Annotated in this window: 22 protein-coding genes; 6 read left to right on the forward strand and 16 right to left on the reverse strand. The window is 39.0% G+C overall.

The window, feature by feature from the left end; all coding sequences use genetic code 11:
- Positions 1–7: 7 nt before the first annotated feature.
- From A6J84_RS03535 to A6J84_RS03575, 9 genes are all read right to left on the reverse strand, one after another.
- Positions 8–904, reverse strand: a complete 897-nt coding sequence (locus A6J84_RS03535; protein ID WP_080976531.1) for an aldose 1-epimerase family protein — start codon at positions 902–904, stop codon at positions 8–10.
- Between the two features lie 107 nt (positions 905–1,011).
- A complete protein-coding gene (locus A6J84_RS03540; RefSeq protein ID WP_000382507.1) occupies positions 1,012–2,487 on the reverse strand; it encodes a PTS galactitol transporter subunit IIC in 1,476 nt (491 codons plus the stop codon).
- Between the two features lie 54 nt (positions 2,488–2,541).
- A complete protein-coding gene (locus A6J84_RS03545) occupies positions 2,542–2,847 on the reverse strand; it encodes a PTS sugar transporter subunit IIB (protein WP_000590551.1) in 306 nt (101 codons plus the stop codon).
- Positions 2,848–2,884: 37 nt separating this feature from the next.
- Positions 2,885–3,361 carry a PTS sugar transporter subunit IIA gene (locus tag A6J84_RS03550; RefSeq protein WP_000522014.1) on the reverse strand — a complete coding sequence of 159 codons (477 nt, stop codon included), beginning with the start codon at positions 3,359–3,361 and terminating at the stop codon, positions 2,885–2,887.
- A 190-nt stretch (positions 3,362–3,551) separates the two neighbouring features.
- Positions 3,552–4,241, reverse strand: a complete 690-nt coding sequence (locus A6J84_RS03555; protein ID WP_000643951.1) for a sugar phosphate nucleotidyltransferase — start codon at positions 4,239–4,241, stop codon at positions 3,552–3,554.
- A gap of 11 nt (positions 4,242–4,252) precedes the next feature.
- Positions 4,253–5,131 (reverse strand): DMT family transporter, encoded by an 879-nt coding sequence (locus A6J84_RS03560; RefSeq protein WP_095726058.1) that lies wholly within the window; start codon positions 5,129–5,131, stop codon positions 4,253–4,255.
- A 1-nt stretch (position 5,132) separates the two neighbouring features.
- On the reverse strand, positions 5,133–5,990 hold the full coding sequence (locus A6J84_RS03565; protein ID WP_084849613.1) for a phosphotransferase family protein: 858 nt from the start codon (positions 5,988–5,990) through the stop codon (positions 5,133–5,135).
- Between the two features lie 16 nt (positions 5,991–6,006).
- Positions 6,007–7,029: a ribitol-5-phosphate dehydrogenase gene (locus A6J84_RS03570; protein ID WP_033605647.1), complete on the reverse strand. Its 1,023-nt coding sequence runs from the start codon at positions 7,027–7,029 to the stop codon at positions 6,007–6,009.
- Between the two features lie 4 nt (positions 7,030–7,033).
- On the reverse strand, positions 7,034–7,741 hold the full coding sequence (locus A6J84_RS03575; protein WP_095726059.1) for a 2-C-methyl-D-erythritol 4-phosphate cytidylyltransferase: 708 nt from the start codon (positions 7,739–7,741) through the stop codon (positions 7,034–7,036).
- 440 nt (positions 7,742–8,181) lie between these two features.
- Between A6J84_RS03575 and A6J84_RS03580 the strand changes: the two genes are divergently transcribed.
- Positions 8,182–8,481 carry a YbaB/EbfC family nucleoid-associated protein gene (locus A6J84_RS03580; protein WP_000981515.1) on the forward strand — a complete coding sequence of 100 codons (300 nt, stop codon included), beginning with the start codon at positions 8,182–8,184 and terminating at the stop codon, positions 8,479–8,481.
- 39 nt (positions 8,482–8,520) lie between these two features.
- Here A6J84_RS03580 and A6J84_RS03585 read toward each other — a convergent pair whose 3' ends face one another.
- The 7 genes from A6J84_RS03585 to glmU form a co-directional block, all read right to left on the reverse strand.
- The gene (locus tag A6J84_RS03585; RefSeq protein ID WP_095726060.1) at positions 8,521–10,284 is read right to left on the reverse strand and encodes a glycerophosphoryl diester phosphodiesterase membrane domain-containing protein; all 1,764 of its coding nucleotides are present in this window, start codon (positions 10,282–10,284) and stop codon (positions 8,521–8,523) included.
- A gap of 8 nt (positions 10,285–10,292) precedes the next feature.
- Positions 10,293–10,886 (reverse strand): 3'-5' exonuclease, encoded by a 594-nt coding sequence (locus tag A6J84_RS03590; RefSeq protein ID WP_095726061.1) that lies wholly within the window; start codon positions 10,884–10,886, stop codon positions 10,293–10,295.
- An 81-nt stretch (positions 10,887–10,967) separates the two neighbouring features.
- Entirely contained in the window at positions 10,968–11,462 is a 495-nt protein-coding gene (gene rocS / locus A6J84_RS03595; RefSeq protein WP_000021252.1) for a chromosome segregation protein RocS, read from the reverse strand.
- 76 nt (positions 11,463–11,538) lie between these two features.
- On the reverse strand, positions 11,539–12,231 hold the full coding sequence (locus tag A6J84_RS03600) for a 5'-methylthioadenosine/adenosylhomocysteine nucleosidase (RefSeq protein ID WP_095726481.1): 693 nt from the start codon (positions 12,229–12,231) through the stop codon (positions 11,539–11,541).
- Between the two features lie 15 nt (positions 12,232–12,246).
- Positions 12,247–12,558 carry a cell wall synthase accessory phosphoprotein MacP gene (gene macP, locus A6J84_RS03605; RefSeq protein WP_000517873.1) on the reverse strand — a complete coding sequence of 104 codons (312 nt, stop codon included), beginning with the start codon at positions 12,556–12,558 and terminating at the stop codon, positions 12,247–12,249.
- A gap of 11 nt (positions 12,559–12,569) precedes the next feature.
- A complete protein-coding gene (locus A6J84_RS03610) occupies positions 12,570–13,115 on the reverse strand; it encodes an NUDIX hydrolase (protein WP_095726062.1) in 546 nt (181 codons plus the stop codon).
- Positions 13,116–13,124: 9 nt separating this feature from the next.
- Positions 13,125–14,504, reverse strand: coding sequence for a bifunctional UDP-N-acetylglucosamine diphosphorylase/glucosamine-1-phosphate N-acetyltransferase GlmU (gene glmU, locus A6J84_RS03615; RefSeq protein WP_095726063.1), 1,380 nt, complete (start codon positions 14,502–14,504; stop codon positions 13,125–13,127).
- Positions 14,505–14,659: 155 nt separating this feature from the next.
- On the opposite strand from glmU, the gene A6J84_RS03620 reads away from it, so the two are divergent.
- The 5 genes from A6J84_RS03620 (at position 14,660) to lysS (ending at position 19,143) form a co-directional block, all read left to right on the forward strand.
- Complete coding sequence (locus A6J84_RS03620; protein WP_095726064.1) at positions 14,660–15,460, forward strand: glycoside hydrolase family 25 protein; 801 nt, start codon at positions 14,660–14,662, stop codon at positions 15,458–15,460.
- Between the two features lie 106 nt (positions 15,461–15,566).
- Positions 15,567–16,409, forward strand: coding sequence for a DUF368 domain-containing protein (locus A6J84_RS03625; protein WP_049479426.1), 843 nt, complete (start codon positions 15,567–15,569; stop codon positions 16,407–16,409).
- Positions 16,409–16,891, forward strand: coding sequence for an aminoacyl-tRNA deacylase (locus tag A6J84_RS03630; RefSeq protein ID WP_049479415.1), 483 nt, complete (start codon positions 16,409–16,411; stop codon positions 16,889–16,891). Before A6J84_RS03625 ends, A6J84_RS03630 begins: the two co-directional genes overlap by 1 nt.
- Complete coding sequence (locus tag A6J84_RS03635) at positions 16,891–17,514, forward strand: histidine phosphatase family protein (protein WP_049479414.1); 624 nt, start codon at positions 16,891–16,893, stop codon at positions 17,512–17,514. The genes A6J84_RS03630 and A6J84_RS03635 overlap by 1 nt, the downstream gene beginning before the upstream one ends.
- 138 nt (positions 17,515–17,652) lie before the next feature.
- Entirely contained in the window at positions 17,653–19,143 is a 1,491-nt protein-coding gene (gene lysS, locus A6J84_RS03640) for a lysine--tRNA ligase (RefSeq protein ID WP_000102443.1), read from the forward strand.
- Positions 19,144–19,209: the final 66 nt, after the last annotated feature.

The following is a 19,209-nucleotide window of genomic DNA, read 5'->3' on the forward strand; positions in this document are numbered from 1 at the left end:
TTTTTATCTAAAATATTTCAATATCAAAGTCAATCTGATCTACTTGACCAGCTTCCAAGAGACGAACATTCTTCTTATCTTCTAAATGATCTCCTTCTTCAAGTGAAGTTGATAAGCCTGACCAGGGTTCAAAAGCGATGAAAGGTCCCTTATTCAAAGTTGACCAAATGATGAGATTTGAGAACTCCTGGAAGTGTACTTTTAATCCCTTCTCATGCTTACGAGAACGAAGGGCAATTGTTCTGGATTGTAACTCATCCAAAGTCACTGCATCTGTGCTAAACAAATCATAGCTAAGGTCTAATTCTTTTTGCCCATCCAACCATGGACTTCTATCTTGGAAGTCTAACATTCCTGTTTCTGGGAAAGGTCGTGGAACAGAGCAAGTCTCTTCTTTCTCAAACTCTAAATAGTAATCTTCATAAGTTTCGCCATCTAGTAGAGGACAATTAAATCCTGGATGTCCTCCTATAAAGAATGGCATTACTTTATTCGTTTCTTTATTATAGATTTTGTATTGAGTACGAACAATCTTGCTGGTCACTAGATAAGTGATTTCAAGGCGGAAGTGATAAGGATAGTTTTGATAAGTATTCTCATCATCTTCGATAGCAAAGGTTACGCTGTTTTCTGTTTGATCAACTAAGTCAAATTCTTTTTTACGGACCAAACCGTGACGAGGAATGTTTCCTTTCGTCTCCGTTCCATCTTCGTGACTGTAGAAGGCTGTATCTTCTCTTAAAGAGCCACAGATTGGAAAAAGAACTGGCGCTTGTCCACTCCAGTAAGTGGCATCTCCTTGCCACAAATACTCAATGCCTTCTCGATCCTTGATCGACGACAAGGCGCCACCTAAGGTTTTAAACTGGACCGTTAACTGGTCTGATTTTACTTCAATTACCATTGTATTCTCCAACTATTTTTAGATTTTTATATAAAAAACTAGGTTGCCACTCCCAATGTAGGAAATTAACAACCTAGTTTTCACAATTTACATTTTATAGGAGCGAATTATTTAGCATTTGCTGCGTATTCTTCGTTACGTTTGATCATTTGTTTTCTATACCAAGCAAAGATACCTACATAGAATACAAGGAAGACTGCTGCACCAAGGATTGCTTTGATATCACCTGTTGTAGCATTACCGATTGCCCAACCAAATAGTTTTTCAATTGGTCCTTCAAGAGTTGAGTGAGTAATCAATTGAGATTGGTTCACACCTTCTGGGAAGGCACCTACACCTTTAGCAAGTTCTGTTGCGAATGGTGCGATAAGAGTACCAGAAAGAAGGAAGAGAGGCAACAAGAGTGTTCCGAAGATAATCATACGGAGCAATTTACCACGTGTAACAACCAAGAGAGCTGGAGTTACACCCATAGCGATGATACCTGCAAGTGGCAAGATACCATTACCGACATTAGAAAGAAGCACAGCTTCTACTAGCATGATTGGAGCAAGTACGTTTGCACAAGCCCAGATTTCAGCACGACCAGCGATGAAAGGCCAGTCAAGACCGATGTTGAATTTACGTCCTTGAAGACGTTTAGTAGCAACGTTTGTAATACCTTGTGAGAGTGGTTCTACGGCTGCGATGAACCATGATCCGATAAGTGAGAAGAGTTCCAAAGCTACACCGGCAGTCAAACCAAGGCTCAACCAACCTTTAATAACAAGTTCCCATTTATCAGCTCCTTCTACTCCAGCAACTGGGTGTGGAGTCCCCATCAAACCAATAACAATACCAAGGATGAAACCGATAAAGAATTTAGATCCCCAGAAACCGATTTTTTTGTTCAATTTTGCAGCGTCAAAGTCATATTTATCGAGACCAGGCAATACTTTATCAAAGATTTTATCCAAGACCATGATAACTGGGTTCATCATGTAGTTCATGTGAGTTGAAGTCATTGGTGATGAACTTGGTGCATTAAGAAGGTCGTCGAAAGTTGGTTTCATCAAATCAGAGTTGATGATTTTCAAAATACCTACAAGGACAACTGCTGCAGTTGCGATGAAGAGTGAAACCCCTTGGCTAACTCCATTGTTGTCTGCGTACCATTTGATCAAAAGACCAGTGATTGACAAGTGCCAGATATCGAAGATATCGACGTCAAGTGTATCTGTTTTCTTCATTGCAAGCATCACAATGTTGACAATCAACATTACAAGCAAGAAGTAAAGTGTCCATGCAGATCCCCAAGTGATGGTTGCAAGTGGTGCCCAACCAACGTCAGTGATGTTCAATTGAATACCAGTATTTTCAACGAATTTTGCAAGTGATGCTGAGAAAGCTCCGTTGAGCATACCGATGATAGCACCGATACCAGTAAGGGCGATGGCAAGTTTGATACCACCTTCAAGCGCTTTGGAGAATTTCACTCCAAATAGTAAAGCCAATACTGTCAAGATGATCAGCATGATGATAGGACCACCCATTTCCAAGACTGGCTTGAAAATCTTATTGGCTAGTTCGATAATGACATCCATAATAGTTCCTCCCGTTTTTTTAGTTATATGAATGTTAACAAGATAAAGAATAAATTAGCTTAGTCCGTGTTCTTTGATAGCTGCTTCAATATTGTCAAATACTGGAGCGCTCATCGCTGGAATACGGAACAAGATTGGTCCAGCTTCAATTACTGGAATACCAGGTTCAAAACCAAGGTCAGTTGCAGCGATTGGTGTAAAGATATCGTAGCCCTTGATAAGGTCTTCGTTTACGTCTTTCACCATGACGGCATCACAGTGAACATCATAACCACGGTTTGAAAGTTCTTCTTCTAGAGCACTTTTAATTTGGTGACTTGAGTTAACACCTGCACCGCAGGCAGCAAGAATTTTAATCATTTGGATTTCCTCCGATTTTATATTTTAATAGACAAGATTAAGCTGTTGCTTCAGCAATATAAGCATAAAGTTTTTCTGGTTCGGAAATTTTTGATAGATCTTCCAGATGTCCATTTCCTGTGAAAAAGTCCATCAACTGAGCCAGAATATTTGTTTGACTTGAACTTGAGTTGTTAATGATAAAGAAGAGTAGGGATACTTCTACTTCCTTATCAGGAGCTATCATATTGTGAAAAGTTACTGGTTTTTCTAATCGAACAACCACTACTTTCTCAGCTAGATTATGAACAATATCTGTATGAGGAATCGCTACATTTGGCAAGTCCTTACCTAGAAATTCCATATCTAAACCAGTTGGAAATGACTTTTCACGCGTGATCAAGGCTTCACGATAAGTTGGAGTTACAATTTCTCGTTCTTCCAACAAGCTTGCTACCTGATCAAAGAGTTGTTCTTGATTATCCGCTTCTAAGCAAAACACCAGGTCTTTGTCAAAGAACTGATCTAATCCCATAACATTTTCCCTTCTTTCAATTATCTTTTATGTAATAACTATAACACTATATGAAATCGTTGTCAATAATTTTTGTTTTATTTTGTTCATTTTTTTGTAATTTTTGTTTCATTTAAAGAATACAATCAATATCAAACATTCTTGTTATAAAATACACAAAAAAAGAAGGCCCAAGCCTTCTTCTATTTCCTTACTTAATAGTAGATAAAATCTCTTCTAATTTATGGTAATCTTTTACACTATCAATTTCATAGATGCTATTTCCTTCTAATTCTTCGACATAGACATCTAATTCTTTGATATTATCCTTAACCATGTTGTCCCAGTAGAGATCAACAAATTCACCACTTTCGTATGCTTTGTCAATAAAGCCAACAATCTTCTCAGCAGTTGGTGCATCCCAGAATGATACTCCGCTCAGAATGCGACCAGCCTTGCTGTCAACAATAATGTCTTGAACCTTGTAGTCATCACCATAAACTAAGAACCACTCGTTGGTACAGTCTTCACGATAAACGCTAAAATAGGTAGAACGTTTAAGATCGTTTCGAAACATATTTTTGAAAAGATAGTTATCTGCATCGATGACATAGCTGTTAGCTAAGTCTTCTTTTACTAGATAAAGTGAGTAAAAGTTATTGTAATCAGCATACTTGTCGTTAAAGACTAAACGAACACCATATTTTTCTTTTAGGTAGTCAAATTGTTCTTTGAGGTAACCGACAACGATGATAATCTCATCAATTCCTCTCTCTTTCAAAAACTCGATTTGGTATTCTACCAAGGGTTTTTGATTAACCTTAACCAAAGCTTTTGGGGTATTTTCAGTCATAGGACGCAGACGAGTTCCTAAGCCCGCTGCTAAAATAATCGCTTTCACACGAATCTCCTTTATTCTTTAATAATAATATAAACACCAGCCATAACAATAAGTGAAGTGATGATTGTCAGCATATCTAGCGGTGCACCCAAGAAAATAACTGCAAATAAGACAGTCCAGACTACATAGCTCACATTCAAACCTGTTGCTTTCGCAGGTTGCAAACGATTAATCGCGATATAATAAGCTAAGTAGGAAATCATATCAAAGGCCGCAAAGACAAGCAAGAGGCCGAATAATTGCCCATCTGCCACTTCTGCAAATGAATGGTGAGAAAAGAGCACAATCACAAGATAGGACAAGAATGAGGTTACTTGTCGGATTAACAAGGCTTCAATTTCACTTAAATCACTTTCCATAGCATAGGAGCTGAGAACACTTTCACTCCCCCAGGCAATGGCACAGATAAGGGCACAAAGAATCCCAATGTAAAACGAGTTAACTTGTTCAACCTTGTAGGTTTGAGCAATGATCGCTGCAATAATCAAGAAAACACCGAATACTGTATTCTTTGAAACCTTGTGTTTCAAAATGAAGAAGGCTAGTAAAACTGAAACTGCTGGATAGATAGCTGATACTGAAGATGCAAGTGAACTACCGATATACTTAACTGCATAAAGATTGGCCTGCATTCCTATAGGTCCAGCTAGCAAGGCTCCGACAATAACACTGACATTTCGAATATTTAGAAAGATTGATAAGCGAACTTTCCCTTCTCTAATCAAGAGAAAAGCTAATAAAATAAAGATACTCAAAAAGTCATGTGCCGCTGCCACCACAAAAGGCGAAAGATTGGTAAAAATTGAAAAGATATAAGCACTGATTGTCAGACCGAGCCCCCAGAAGATACCTGAGAGCAGGCCGAAAGAAACACCATTTTTATTCTTCATCCTAACCTCCATAATAAGTCAAACCGTCAACAGCTCTTTGGTAACGACTCACACCATAATCTCCAAAGTCAGCTCCTTGAGCTTCTTTGTACACTGTCCACAAACTCCAGATGGTATCTTGTAAAATTTTATAGATTCGAATCTTTTCACGAGATACTGGAGTTTTATCACTCTCATAATAAGCAAGAAAATCTTCTTCTTCCTGATTTGTAAAGTCAGACTCCAAAAAGAGAGCTGCCAAATCCCACATTGGATCATTCATGGAAGAGTATTCCCAGTCAATCAAGTACAAACGACCTTTAGGTGACTCGATAAAGTTTTCTGGAACCAAATCGATATGACAAGACTTTCTGTCAACACCCAAATCAGCCAATCTTTTCTCTAGTGAGAATACTTCTTTTCTCACAGCATCATAGTTAGCGTATGGGATATTTCCCTCAATCAGGGCTTCGTATTTTTTGATTTCTTCAAAAGGTGCAAATTCCCCTCTTAGTTCTTTGCCTGATGCATGAATGGTCTGTAGCATTGGGGCAATCTTTTCAAACTTGGTCTTAATCGAAGTGGAATCAAGCGTTGTTGCAGAATCAATGTACTCATTTACCTTGATTCCTGACTCAATATCAAAAAGATAATTCTTAACATCAAGATTCAAATCTTTCAACAATTCAAGATTGTATTTTTCATCTTGACGATTGATAAGCTTTTCTGTCCCTTTTCCGAAAAATTTAACGATATACTGCTTATTGGTTGTCTTGACCAAATAGTTTTGGTTGGTCATGCCTCCCAATTGTTCAACACTGAGGACTTCCTCTTCTTCAGATAGTAAAGAAGAAATTTTTTCTTTGATGATTTTCTCCACAATTAGCCTCCATCTCTTACACTTCCCACTTAAACACTGTTTTGAAAGCAGTATTTAGGTCTGTAGCAAAGACACGATGAATGTCCTTGATTTCTCTCACCGGTTCTTCGACGTAAAGGATATTTTTCAGACGATTCGCAAACTTTTTAACTTCCATCATCTGTATTGCATTTTCAAAATCAATTCGTCCTGATCGAGACGAACCGACCAATAATAAACCTTTTTCTAAAGAGTCTCGTGTATTGATATTGACCTTGTACTCGCTCACTCCCATCATGAGAATCGTTCCCTGAGGTCGAATGTAACGAATCAAGTCATTGATAGCTGGTCCCGTACCATCACCACCGCAACACTCAAATCCATGATCAAAGGTCAAATCTTCTGGAATATTATCAGTAATGTAGCACTCTTTTGCAAAAGAGAAGAGCTCCAGTTTTTCCCAATGCCGACCAATCACGATAATCTCAGCTTCTGGTAGAGTGTAATTGATAATATTGGCAACCACAAAAGCCAAACTACCATCTCCGATAACAGCGATACGCTCCCGTTTGCTGTGGGCAAGATTTAAGAAACGATCCATAGCATGCATACCCACACTCACAAACTCGGTAATGGCAGCAACTGTATCCTCAATGTCATTATAAGACACAACACGATCTTTTGGAAGAGAGACAAATTCTCTCATAAAACCATCATAACCACTAGATAGGAAATAGGTTCCTGTCATGTAGTTCTCGTAGAACTCCTTGTCACTCTGCATAGGCGGTTGATTTGGAATCATAACTACCTTTTGACCGACTTCATAAGTACCAGTTGGATCTGAGATAACAGTTCCACAAGACTCGTGAATCATAGCCATAGGAAGCTTTTTAGCCAATATCTTTGGATCACGTTTCCCTTGATAGTAACGTTGATCCGCATGACAAACCGCCATATAATTTGGACGAATCAGGATATGATTCTCCTGATCAATGTCCTCTTCTTGGTATTTTACATTGATAAACTTTGGTTTGGTCAGTTGATAAATTTGATTAATCATAGCCTTAGTCTTTCTCAATCATGCTTTTCGCGATTTTCAAGTCTGTCACAGTCGTGATTTTAAGGTTTGAATATTCCCCTTTAGCTAGAGCAACATCCTTCCCTTTGATAACAAAAATCTTACATGCATCCGTTAGGATTTCCTTTTCTTTATCAGATAGGGATCCATACAAGTCCATGAAATCCTTGCATCGGAAGGTTTGAGGTGTTTGACCTTGATAGAGGTGAGCACGATTTGGAACATCCGTGATAAACTGACCATTGGTACTTTCAACAATGGTGTCAACCGCTTCTACTACTGTATCAACCGCATCATGATTTCGGGCGAGTTTGATATTGTCCTGAATCATGCGAAGTGTGATAAAGGGGCGAACAGAGTCGTGGGTAATCACAATATCTTCTGGAGTGATTGGACGATAGGCATCAATGGCTTCTATAATCTTCTCGATACTGGTATTGCGATCAGCACCCCCCTTGGTGATGATGATGCGATCCTTGTGGAGAGAAAGATACTTTTCAACTAAGTCCTCAGCATGAGAGACCCAATCTCCATGAACTCCAACCACAATTTTTTCAATACTTGGTTCTAAAACGAATTTTTCAATTGTGTGAATCAAAATAGGACGATCACCTAGCTCCAAGAATTGTTTTGGTAAATTACTGATTCCCATGCGTGTGCCAGTTCCTCCGGCTAGGATTCCTGCATAGATCATTTATATTCTCCTTTAGTTTATTCTAAAAAACTCATTACTATCTATTATATCACAATCTGCCTCCATCATGAAGAAAAGACAGAGTGTCATTTAGTCTAATCAACACACTATTTAAGATAAAAAGTGAACAATGTGTTGCTAAATCCGGAAAGACCATAACAAATTAAGAAATAAAATTAGGTTATCCTCTATATTCTCCTATCAACGTTCGGTTAATATAGAGTTCTTTAGAATATAATAGAAACCTTAAAGAAAACTTAAATGAAATTATTTGTTTAGCAAAGAATACTAGGTGTACATAGTAAATTTCTTAAAAGTTTTTTGAGAGACTCATTATAAAAGTTCATATATCTCATGAATTAAACAAATAATAGACTTTTGAACCTAAAATTGATAAAATAAAAAAGAAAAAAATAGAAAAAAGGAAACTGTAAACCGCCATGATGAACATGCAAAACATGATGCGCCAAGCACAAAAACTTCAAAAACAAATGGAACAAAGCCAAGCAGAACTCGCTGCAATGGAATTTGTTGGAAAATCAGCTCAGGACCTTGTCCAAGCAACCCTAACCGGAGACAAAAAAGTTGTCAGCATTGACTTCAACCCAGCAGTTGTAGATCCAGAAGATCTCGAAACACTTTCTGACATGACTGCGCAAGCAATTAATGCTGCTCTTGAACAAATTGATGAAACGACTAAGAAGAAACTAGGAGCTTTCGCTGGAAAATTGCCTTTCTAATCCACAAAAAAAGAGAAACATCTGTTTCTCTTTTTTTTCTTAGAAATCAAAGAATTCCATTGCTTTCTTTAAGAGTAATTCCGTATATTCCGGATCGTCTTGAGCCATTGTGACTTGTGACTGGACCATTTCAAGATCATCAGTAATCATGCCATCTGCACCGAGACGAACGGCTTTATCAAATGCCTCCGAACCATTTACTGTCCAAACATAGAGTCTCTGATCAGTTGTCCAGAGTTTATTGACAAAGTATTCATCCAAAGTCGAGTACTCCATAGTGTAACCCGTTGCCTTGGTTCTTGGGAAGATACTGTTATAGGGAAGAATAAAGTAAACTGGAATTTCAGAATCATAAGTCAACACTTTATCAATCACATGGTAGTCTAGTGATTGCATCTGATGTCCATATTTCTTGATAGTCGCCCCATACTTTTCGAGGAAATGGTCCATCATTTGCGGACTATCTTTTTTACTGGTCTTAATCTCAATCAGCAATTTTTGGTTTAAAGCATTTGCACGCTCTAAATAGGCATCAAAGCTTGAAATCTTTGTTTGATAACCATTCTCGTAAATATCTGTATTTGTTAATTCATCCAGAGTCAAATCTTGTGGTGTAGCATTAATACCTGTTAAATTTTTGAGGTTGGCATCGTGCATCATCACGAACTGACCGTCTTTCGTTTCCTGCACATCCATTTCGATGAGATCAGGTTTTAGTTGAGCTGTTTTTTCTAAAGACTGCACAGTATTTTGAACACCGTTTTTATTACTTACTCCTCTGTGCGAAATCACTAAAGGTGTATTGGTATCCGGAGATTCCAGATAAACGTAGCCTTCTATGGCAAAGAAGATGCTTGCACACCCCATGACACCCCATCTCATCAGATGATCTTTCTTTCGCCTTGGCATGATCTCCAACTCTTCTCCTGTCAGGAAGGAAACAAACTTCACTAGGAAATAAGTCAGGGTCATGTAATGGAAATTTTTAATCAAGACAAAATTAATCACACCGAGAATCAAGGATTCTTTTTGAGTTAAATTATCCATCACCGCTTGCGCAAAAAGCAAGGGAATTAACAAACCAAAGAAGAAGAGATACGTTTTAATGATAATGAGTAAAAGATGCCAAGAGAAGAAAAGAACGTTTTTCTTCGTCTTTTGGAGACTATATTTCACACTTTCTCTTACGGTCTTTCTTTCAAAGAGAATCTTAGGCAGGGCAAACATAAATCGGACAGAAATATAGAGTAAGATCCAAGCGGATGCTATGAGCATCAGTCCTACCAGCCAATGCTTACCTTCCCAATAATTCACAATAAAATCCGGGATAATAATTTTGTTGAGGTAATAGATTTTTAAAATCTTACGGATGAACGGGAAAAGCATAGCAATGTAAAAAAAGACAAAAGCCATCTTACAAAAGCTCAATCGCTTAACGAATAGAAAGCTCTGGCGAAATACTTTTCTACTATACTCAATTAAAGTTCTCTTTTCATGATAGAGAAGGTGGCGAGCCCCGATAAACAAAAGACAAATCTGGAAATAGGCGACCAGGAGATTGATTGCAATTAAGATGAGAAAGGCTAAACTGATAAAAGGCGAGCCTTGTATAATCGCCCAAAAGTTATTGTAGGAAATAAACAAGTAACCTGTTTGTCTCAGAAGGATGCCAGCAATCCATGAATTCAATGGTAGCCAGACAAACTCAACCATCATAAATATCAAGAAAAATAGAAATAAAATCTTATCTAGGTTATAGTATATCTTCCTAAAACCTAGCTTCTTAGGTTTTTCAGGTTTCATAGGCACTCCTAGTCTAAAAATTGTGATAAATCTAAGCCACCGAAAGGATTATTCATAGAAAAACTACTCTGGTCTTCTATTAATAACTTTCCGTCATCCGCTTCCAAAAAGGCTTCGTAAACACGCGCCGTCATTCGGGCGTCCTCTAAACTATTATGAGACTTCCCGTGAAAGCCTAAAAAATTCGCTACAGTTTGCAATTTAAGATTGGCTATGCCGTGTAGATCAGAACTACGGCGTTCAAAAGCCTCCTCATATAGATCAACCTTATACTGGTCACGATAATCAATACCATGCTCCAAGAGAATAGGCAAATCACTCTTAGCTGCATTGTAACCAACGATAGGTAAGTCGCCGACAAATGCCTGAAAGTCCTTTAAAACTTGTTCTACCTTTGGCGCATCTTTCAAGGTTTCAGCTGTGATTCCAGTCAAACCATTGATAAAGCTCTTTAAAGGTGCTGTAGTATGAACATAAGAGTCAAAAGCAGCACTTTCTTGTCCATCCTGAAAGCGGACTGCTGATACTTGAATTAAATGGGTAACCCCCTCGTGTTGATTGAATTCCAAATCAAAGGCGATATAATCTCTTAATTTTTCCATTATTTACCTCAATTACTACCCAAACTAAACTATAAATAATAAAAGAAGCTATTAGGTTAATGAGTAACCCAAACAGCTTCTTTATTTTCCTCCAAAAAGGCGAGCAAAAAAGCCTTTTTTGGTTGCTTGGACTTCTTCTTTTGCTTGGTCCAACTCGAGTTTCAAGGTTTCTTGATCCTTCATCGCTTGAAGAGTTAACTGTTGCTGTTGGTCCAACTGTTTGTCCTTTTCAGCAATCTGCCGGTCTTTGATACGCATCTGTTCATCTTTTTCTGATAACTGGCGGTCTTTGGCCTTGAGCTGCTCGTACAAACGAAGAATTTCAGCATTCTTCTCATCGACCAAGATTTCCATCAGTTCACGTTGTTTGACATCATCACTGACAGGTTCATCTTCAAAAATCGTTTTTTTGTAGATTTCTTCTAGCTTGATCAAGCCACTTCGAGTAACTACAGTTACGCCTTTGTCATTTTTTTTCGTGTCCTCTTCTGGAAGTTCTTTGACACGATTGTTGATTGCTTGACGAGATAGTCCTAAGACCTCTGCAATCTCACTGACGGTCATTTCAATACTCATAATATCCTCTGAAACGTTTTCTAGCTTTTCTTTATTTAAATCTTATCATAAGCTAGATAAACTGTCAAATTTCCGCTTAATCCAAAGCCTTTAAAAAGGCTAGTAAGACTTGGGCAGAACGACGTCCAGCTTCAATGATAAACTCATCAAATGAGATAGAGGCCTCGTGATTGGCATTGTCACTCATAGCACGAATGACTAGGAACGGTAAATTAAGAGACTGAGCCGCTTGTGCAATAGCAGCTCCTTCCATTTCAACTGCTAAAACATCAGGGAAGTGGGATTTGATACTAGCAATCTTATCCTCCCCAGCTATAAAACTGTCCCCTGTAGCAATCAAGCCTAGGTGCCAGGTCTGTTCTAACTGAGATAAGTTTTCTTTAATCCTAGCGATAAATTTCTTATCTGATTCAAAGTAAAGAGGTTGACCAGCCATTTGACCATAAGCATAGCCAAAAGCAGTCACATCCACATCATGATAAGCCAGTTTATCCGCAATCGCTACATCACCAACTGCAATCCCTTCTGCAAGAGCTCCTGCAGATCCTGTATTGATGATGGCTTCTACTTGAAAATGGTCAGCTAGAATAGCTACACTCATAGCCGACATGACCTTTCCAATCCCACTCTGAACTAGAACGACTTCTATATTGCCAACAGAGCCAGTGTAGTAAGTATTTCCGAGGACTTGGACTTCTTGATGTTTGTCCAAATTCTGAGTCAAATATAGGAGTTCTTCTGGCATGGCAGCAATGATTCCAATTTTCATTTCAAGTCCTTTCAATTACAAGAGTTTCATCGCCAACACTAACAAAATCAAAAGTAAGATGACTGCAAACAAGATGCGATTGAGTTTTGAATTAAAAACATTTCTCTTGGTATTCTCAATGCGACGGCTCTTATGAATCGTTGGCTCTACTTCGATTGTAAGTGTATCTTGACTAAAACCGTGGTCTCTAGAACGTGAATAACCAAAATGTTGTGAAGACGTTGGTAGGATCTTTGTTTCCTCGTCATCTTGAAGAGGTGGTCCTGAGATTTTCTCACCACGATTGGCACGTTCAATCATTTCGTCTGTTAATAAAGGTTTTCCCATGGGTTTCTCCTCTATTTCTTTTGTAGTTCCCAGTACTGAATCGCCATAATGGTCTTGGCATCACAGATATGACCTGACTGGATCAGGTTCTTGGCTTCCTCTAGACTTACTTCTAGGACTTCCAAGGTTTCATCATCATCTTGTGGGCGAGGATTTTCCACCTTGATCAAATCACTAGCAAGGTAGAGTTTTAGTTTTTCATTACAAAATCCAATCGCAGAATAGAAATCGTACAACAGTTCTAACTTAGCCGTGTAGGCAACTTCTTCTTCCAATTCACGAAGTGCCGCCGCCATTGGATCAGCATTTTCACCAAGTTCTAGTTTACCAGCAGGAATCTCATAAGAAACCGCCTCAATAGCCTTTCTGTATTGCTTAACGAGAACGATTTTGTCCTCAGATGTCACAGCTAGTACACAAACAGCTCCATTGTGAAAAATTAAGTCACGTTGGGCAGTACCCTTTCCTTCTGGTAGTTCCACCTGGTCTTGTACTAGTTTGAAAATAGGACCTTGATAGATTTCCTTCCTACTAATCGTTTTTTCTTCAAATTCCATGACAGACTCCTACTGGTTCTTTGGATGATGAGGGAGGCGAGTCGCATATTCATCTTTGTTGACCTGACGTCCACGGCCGATAGCAATGGCATCAGCAGGAACATTCTTGGTAATGGTTGAACCCGCTCCAACCAGAGAATTATCCCCAAGTTCTACAGGAGCAATAATAGTTGAGTTTGAGCCAACAAAGACATTATTGCCAATGATAGTTTTGTATTTATTTTTGCCATCGTAGTTGACTGTAATAGTTCCTGCACCAAAATTAACGTTGCTACCCACTTCACAGTTTCCAATATAAGTCAAATGACCCGCCTTGGTATTTTCACCGATTGAAGATCCTTTTACTTCAACAAAATTTCCAATGTGAACTTGAGCAGCCAGACTTGAACCTGGACGGATATGGGCATAAGGGCCAACAGTCACGCCGTCTGCAACTGTACTTTCCTCAATCATAGAGTTGGTAATCACAGCTCCAGCTCCGATAGTGCTATCCACTACATAAGTACCGTTTGTCAAAACAGTCTCAGCACCAATCTTCGTTTGACCTTTCAAGGTAACATTAGCTTCGATTTGGACTTCGGGAGCAATCTCGACATCAATATCAATGTAAGTTGCTTCAGGATTGACAAAGCTAACACCATTAACCATGTGCTTTTGGTTGATACGGCGGCGCATCACTGCTTCCGCAGTGGCAAGAGCCACACGGTCGTTTACTCCAAGACTTTCATCAAAATCCTTGAGAGTATAGGCGCCAACCTTCTCACCTGCGTTACGGAAAATACCAATCACATCAGTAATATAGTATTCACCTTGGGCATTGTTGGTGTTGATGTTTTTAAGAGCCTCAAAAAGACGTTCATTGTCAAATACATAAGTTCCTGTATTGATTTCTTTGATTTGTTTTTCAAAATCAGTGGCATCTTTTTGCTCAACAATACGAAGAACTTCTGCATTATCGTTACGGACAATTCGACCGTATCCAAAAGGATTTGCTGCTTCAGCTGTCAAGATCGTCGCAACATTTTTGTGATTGATATGGAAATCCAAGAGATTTTTCAAGCTTTCACCTGTAATCAGAGGAGTATCCCCAGCAATAACCAAGGTGTGGCCAGTACGATTTTGGAGAATAGGCTCTGCCATCATGACAGCATGCCCAGTTCCTAGTTGTTCTGTTTGGGTAACAAAGTCCGTCTGACCGGCTAATACTTGCTCAACTAGCTCTGCCTTGTGACCAACTACAGTAACTGTTTTTTCAGGTTGAATAGCACCAACACTACGAAAAACATGTTCCAACATCGAAATTCCAGCTACTTTATGAAGTACCTTTGGAAGATCTGATTTCATGCGAGTACCTTTACCCGCTGCTAGAATAATGGCATAATTTGACATAATCTTCTCTTTTCTCTAGAAATTCCCTTATATTATACCATAATTTAGTTTCTTAGGAGTAAACAAACAGAGAAATAGGGAAAAGACGCCCATATATTCACTTTTTCCGATGTTTTCTTTGATTTTTTTATCTATTTACGTTAAACTATTTAAATATGAGAAAAAAGATTCATCCAGCTATTATTTTTACTTTATTTACTATATTTATAGCTATTTTGATCCTCAATAGACCAACTTATGAAGACCATCCTGTCAAATCAAAACCCAATGCAGTCCAGGTTGAAAATCGGGCCTTGCATAATCTTGACAAACCTATTATTGACGTCTCTGGCTGGCAAATACCTGAGGAAATCAACTACGATACCTTATCTCAAAATATTTCTGGTGTTATTGTTCGCGTCCACAATGGGGGTCAGCATACTGAAACAAATAATGCCGCCTATGTCAATGGTGTCGATAAAGCCTATATAAATCATATTTCAGAATTTCAAAAGCGGAATGTTCCAGTTGCTGTTTATGCCTATCTAGCAGGTACTAGTAAGGAAGAAATGGAAAAAGCTGCTGAGGTTTTCTACAATGCTGCTTCTCCATACAACCCTAGTTACTATTGGCTCGATGTTGAAGAAAAAACAATGTCCGATATGAACGAAGGTGTTGAAGCTTTTAGGGCTAAACTAGAAGCCCTTGGCGCCAAAAATATCGGAATTTACATCGGTGTTTATTTCATGCAAGAGCATAGTATCAATACAGATAAGTTCTCTGCTGTCTGGATTCCATCTTATGGAACGAATTCAGGTTACTTTGAAACCACGCCTAATACTGATTTAGACTATGACCTCCATCAGTATACTTCAAAAGGAAGAATTGCTGGATTTGAGCATCATTTAGATATTAATCTCATTTCTACCTTGAAGGAAAAAGAAGAAACCTTCAGAAAACTATTTTTAAGACCATAAAACAAGTGAAAATTGCTCTCTTTTTCACTTGTTTTTTCATTTTCTTCTCGTCTGTGTTATAATTGATAGAATAGAGAAAGAATTTTATGAAATTGAGGATTTTATGATGTTTTCATGGATTGCAAGAGTTATTAAAGGAATCGTCATCGCCTTAGGATTTATCCTACCTGGAATTTCTGGTGGTGTTTTAGCAGCTATTTTGGGAATTTACGAGCGAATGATTAGCTTTCTGGCTCATCCCTTTAAGGATTTTAAAGAGAATGTCCTATACTTTATCCCAGTAGCAATCGGGATGTTGCTAGGCATTGGTTTGTTTTCTTATCCAATTGAGTATCTGCTAGAAAATTACCAAGTCTATGTTTTATGGAGTTTTGCTGGAGCTATCATCGGTACAGTTCCTAGCCTCCTTAAAGAATCTACTCGAGAATCTGATCGCGATAAGATTGACCTAGTCTGGTTCTGGACTACCTTTATCCTTTCAGGTGTCGGGCTCTACGCGCTAAACTTTGTTGTTGGTTCTCTCAGTGCTAGTTTCGCTAGTTTCATCTTAGCGGGTGCTCTTTTAGCGCTTGGTGTCTTGGTGCCTGGTTTAAGTCCGTCAAATCTACTCTTGATTTTAGGACTGTACGCTCCAATGCTCACTGGTTTTAAGACCTTTGATTTATTCGGTACTTTCCTTCCTATCGGAATTGGTGCAGGTGCAACCCTCATCATTTTTTCAAAATTAATGGACCACGCCTTGAACAACTACCACTCGCGTGTTTATCACTTCATCATTGGGATTGTGCTATCAAGCACCCTCTTAATTTTGATTCCAAATGCTGGAAATGCTGAAAGTATCCAATACACTGGACTTTCTATTGTGAGTTATGTTCTCATTGCCTTCTTCTTTGCGCTTGGAATTTGGCTTGGTATCTGGATGAGTCAATTGGAGGATAAGTATAAATAATGGCAAAGAAAGTTAAGATAAAAAAAACCTTGGTCGAACAAATCTTGACCAAGGCGGGTATTGACCATACTGGTATTCAGATCAATGCGCTTGAGGGTGAACTTCCTTCAGAATATGATCGAACTCACATCTTTAAAACCTTGGCTCTATTAGGGGACAAAACAGGCCCAATCATCGGAATCGTTCCCATAACAGAACACCTCGCTGAGAAAAAACTAGCAAAGGTTTCTGGTAATAAAAAAGTGAGCATGATTCCTCAAAAAGATCTGGAAAAAACGACAGGCTATATTCATGGGGCTAATAACCCCGTCGGCATTCGCCAAAAACACAATTATCCTATTTTTATTGATCAGACTGCTTTGGATTTAGACAAAATGATTGTCTCTGCTGGAGAAGTCGGGCATAGTATCATCATCCGACCTCAAGACTTAGCCAGCTTTGTAAAAGCGGACTTTGCTGATATCTTGGAGGAAAACAACTGATGAAACTCTATTTTGTCCGTCATGGTCGGACTGTCTGGAATCTTGAAGGACGTTTTCAAGGTGCTAGTGGCGACTCTCCCCTTCTTTCAGAGTCCATTGACATCCTAAAACAACTTGGGCAGTATCTCAATGAAATTCATTTTGATACGATTTATTCTAGTGATTTACCCAGAGCAGTTAAGTCTGCTGAAATAATCCAAAGTCAACTCCAGGCTCCTTGTCCTTTAAAAAGCATTCCTGACCTACGTGAATGGCAACTTGGCAAACTAGAGGGATTAAAAATTGCTACGCTCAATGCCATCTACCCACAACAAATCAAGGCCTTTCGCTCTAATCTGGCTCAGTTTGATACGAAGATGTTTGAAGCTGAGTCCCTCTACTCTACGACTCAGCGAACCATTCAGTTTATCAAATCTCTGAAAGAAAGTCCGGCTGAAAACATTCTGATTGTCGGGCATGGGGCCAATCTCACTGCTAGCCTTCGTACACTTATAGGCTATAAAGAGGCTCACCTCCGCAAAGAAGGAGGCTTGGCCAATGCTAGTCTGACAGTTTTAGAGACCGATGATTTTGAAACCTTCACTCTAGAAAGATGGAATGACACTTCCTATCAAAGAAAATAATGGAACTTGATCTTAATAGTCAAGTTCTTTTTAGTTTTCAAAGAATATCCGTGAATTTCTCTGCTATTTATGATAAAATGGGAGTATCGCAAAAAATGACTCATCGTATTAAATTTTGAGTAAAATTAGGAGGAACCCATGTCTACAGAACATATGGAAGAACTAAATGACCAGCAGATCGTTCGCCGTGAAAAAATGGCTGCGCTCCGTGAACAAGGAATTGATCCCTTCGGAAAACGTTTTGAACGTACTGCTAACTCTCAAGAACTAAAAGACAAATTTGCAGAACTTGATAAAGAACAATTACATGAACTAAATGAAACTGCTACTATCGCTGGACGCTTAGTAACTAAACGTGGTAAAGGGAAAGTTGGCTTTGCCCATCTCCAAGACCGTGAAGGTCAAATCCAAATCTACGTTCGTAAAGATGAAGTCGGTGAAGAAAACTACGAAATCTTCAAAAAGGCTGACCTCGGTGACTTCCTCGGTGTCGAAGGTGAAGTCATGCGTACGGATATGGGTGAACTCTCTATCAAGGCAACTCATATCACTCACTTGTCTAAAGCACTTCGCCCACTTCCTGAGAAATTCCACGGTTTGACAGACGTTGAAACAATTTATCGTAAACGTTACCTTGACTTGATTTCTAACCGTGAAAGCTTTGAGCGCTTTGTCACTCGTTCAAAAATCATCTCTGAAATCCGTCGTTATCTAGATCAAAAAGGTTTCCTTGAAGTGGAAACACCTGTTCTTCATAATGAAGCCGGTGGTGCTGCTGCTCGTCCATTTATCACTCACCACAATGCACAGAACATTGACATGGTGCTTCGTATCGCGACCGAGCTTCACTTAAAACGTCTTATCGTTGGTGGTATGGAACGTGTCTATGAAATTGGCCGTATCTTCCGTAACGAAGGAATGGACGCTACTCACAACCCTGAATTCACTTCTATCGAAGTTTACCAAGCTTATGCAGACTTCCAAGATATCATGGACTTGACGGAAGGTATTATCCAACACGCTGCTAAATCAGTTAAAGGTGATGGTCCAGTTAACTATCAAGGTACTGAAATTAAGATCAACGAACCATTTAAACGTGTTCACATGGTAGATGCTATCAAGGAAATTACTGGTGTAGACTTCTGGCAAGACATGACTTTCGAGGAAGCTAAAGCTATCGCTGCTGAGAAGAAAGTTCCAGTTGAAAAACACTACACTGAAGTTGGTCACATTATCAACGCCTTCTTTGAAGAGTTCGTTGAAGAAACCTTGATTCAACCAACCTTTGTCTATGGTCATCCAGTAGCTGTGTCTCCACTCGCTAAGAAAAATCCTGAAGACAACCGCTTTACTGACCGTTTTGAGCTCTTCATTATGACCAAGGAATACGGTAATGCCTTTACCGAGTTGAACGACCCAATCGACCAACTTAGTCGCTTTGAAGCCCAAGCCAAAGCTAAAGAACTTGGTGACGATGAAGCAACAGGTATCGATTACGACTACATTGAAGCTCTTGAATACGGTATGCCACCAACAGGTGGTTTGGGTATCGGTATCGACCGTCTCTGCATGCTCCTCACTGATACAACTACTATCCGTGACGTATTGCTCTTCCCAACAATGAAATAATACTCTTCGAAAATCTCTTCAAACCACGTCAGCGTTGCCTTGCCGTAGATATATGTTCCTGACTTT

This window comes from Streptococcus sp. FDAARGOS_256 (genome assembly GCF_002289235.2).
Classification (GTDB): domain Bacteria; phylum Bacillota; class Bacilli; order Lactobacillales; family Streptococcaceae; genus Streptococcus.